Origin of the sequence: Conexibacter sp. CPCC 205762, from assembly GCF_030646155.1 — a bacterium.
Lineage (GTDB): Bacteria > Actinomycetota > Thermoleophilia > Solirubrobacterales > Solirubrobacteraceae > Conexibacter.
The window spans coordinates 1-534 of the sequence record NZ_JAUTDN010000115.1; the positions used below are offsets into that span (position 1 = coordinate 1).

The window sequence follows — 534 nt, forward strand, 5'->3', positions numbered from 1 at the left end:
AAAGGCCACCATCGGAGAGGGTTTAGATATTAATGTAAAAGGCACGCTAAACCGCAGGGGAAAGGGTATCAGTAGGCCTAAAGGCGTATTTTTTAGATACATGGAATCTCCATTTGTCAATACAAAGGTCACTGCATTCTTCTCTTATCTTCGAGATTATAATAAAATTGCCTCAGAATATCACAATAATACTAAATTCATTCTCACGTTTTCATGTCAAGCATATTGGGCATCTGGCCCAAACTTCTCCGCCTTGAAGAATGTTATTAGGTGCTCCATAATTCATGAATACATTTCTAAGTTTGTGGAAAGAGAACAGGATAAAGGTCATATAGGAGATCAGGAGCTACCGCCTGAAGAGGACCCTTCTCGTGAACTAAACAATGTACAACATGAAGTCAATAGTTTAACGGAACAAGATGCGGAGGCGGATGAAGGATTGTGGGGTGAAATAGATTCATTATGTGAAAAATGGCAGTCTGAAGCGGAAGATCAAAGTGAGGCGGAGATAATAGCCGACAGGATAATTGGAAA

General features: G+C 40.1%; 1 protein-coding gene. It reads left to right on the plus strand.

Going from position 1 to position 534, the window contains the following annotated elements; genetic code table 11:
- A partial coding sequence (locus tag Q7L73_RS28655) for a hypothetical protein (RefSeq protein WP_304715815.1) occupies positions 1–534 on the plus strand: 534 nt, incomplete at both ends.